This is a genomic window from Halopseudomonas sp., from assembly GCF_036961105.1.
Classification (GTDB): Bacteria; Pseudomonadota; Gammaproteobacteria; order Pseudomonadales; family Pseudomonadaceae; genus Halopseudomonas.
In genome coordinates this window covers 1-624 of sequence record NZ_JBALWW010000062.1, presented here as the reverse complement: position 1 = coordinate 624, position 624 = coordinate 1, and the positions used below count along the sequence as shown (strand labels likewise).

The window sequence follows — 624 nt, the reverse complement described above, 5'->3', positions numbered from 1 at the left end:
CCCGCTGCGCATTCGCCTGGCCGCCCCCACCGGCAAAGCCGCCGCACGGCTAAATGAATCCATCGCCGGGCAGGTGAAAGATCTACCCCTTAGCGGGCTGGAATCGCTACTAGATGAGCAATCAGCCGCCGCCTCATCGAACGCAATAGACATTCCGACGGAAGTGACCACGATCCACAGGCTACTTGGCGCCCGCGCCGACACCCGCCACTTCCGCCACAACGCCGCCAACCCGCTGGCGCTGGATGTGCTGGTGGTAGATGAAGCCTCGATGGTGGATATCGAAATGATGACGGCGCTGCTCAGCGCCCTGCCCCCCAGCGCCAAGCTGGTGCTGCTGGGGGATAAAGACCAGCTGGCGTCCGTGGAAGCAGGTGCTGTGCTGGGCGACCTATGCCGCCGCGCCGATGCCGCTCACTACACTCCCGCCACGGCGCAGTGGCTGGCCGAACTCACCGACCACCCGCTGCCGGAGGCATTAATCGACCCCAACGGCCAGCCGCTAGACCAAGCCATTACCATGCTGCGGGTAAGCCACCGCTTTACTGAAAAAAGCGGCATCGGCCAGCTCGCCCAAGCGATTAACCAGCCGCTAAGTGAGGCATTGCGGGAACGGGATAAACA

The 624-nt window shown here is 63.3% G+C and carries 1 protein-coding gene; it reads left to right on the top strand.

All coding sequences use genetic code 11. The features are described from left to right. A partial coding sequence (locus tag V7756_RS18990) for an AAA family ATPase (RefSeq protein WP_335611762.1) occupies positions 1–624 on the top strand: 624 nt, incomplete at both ends.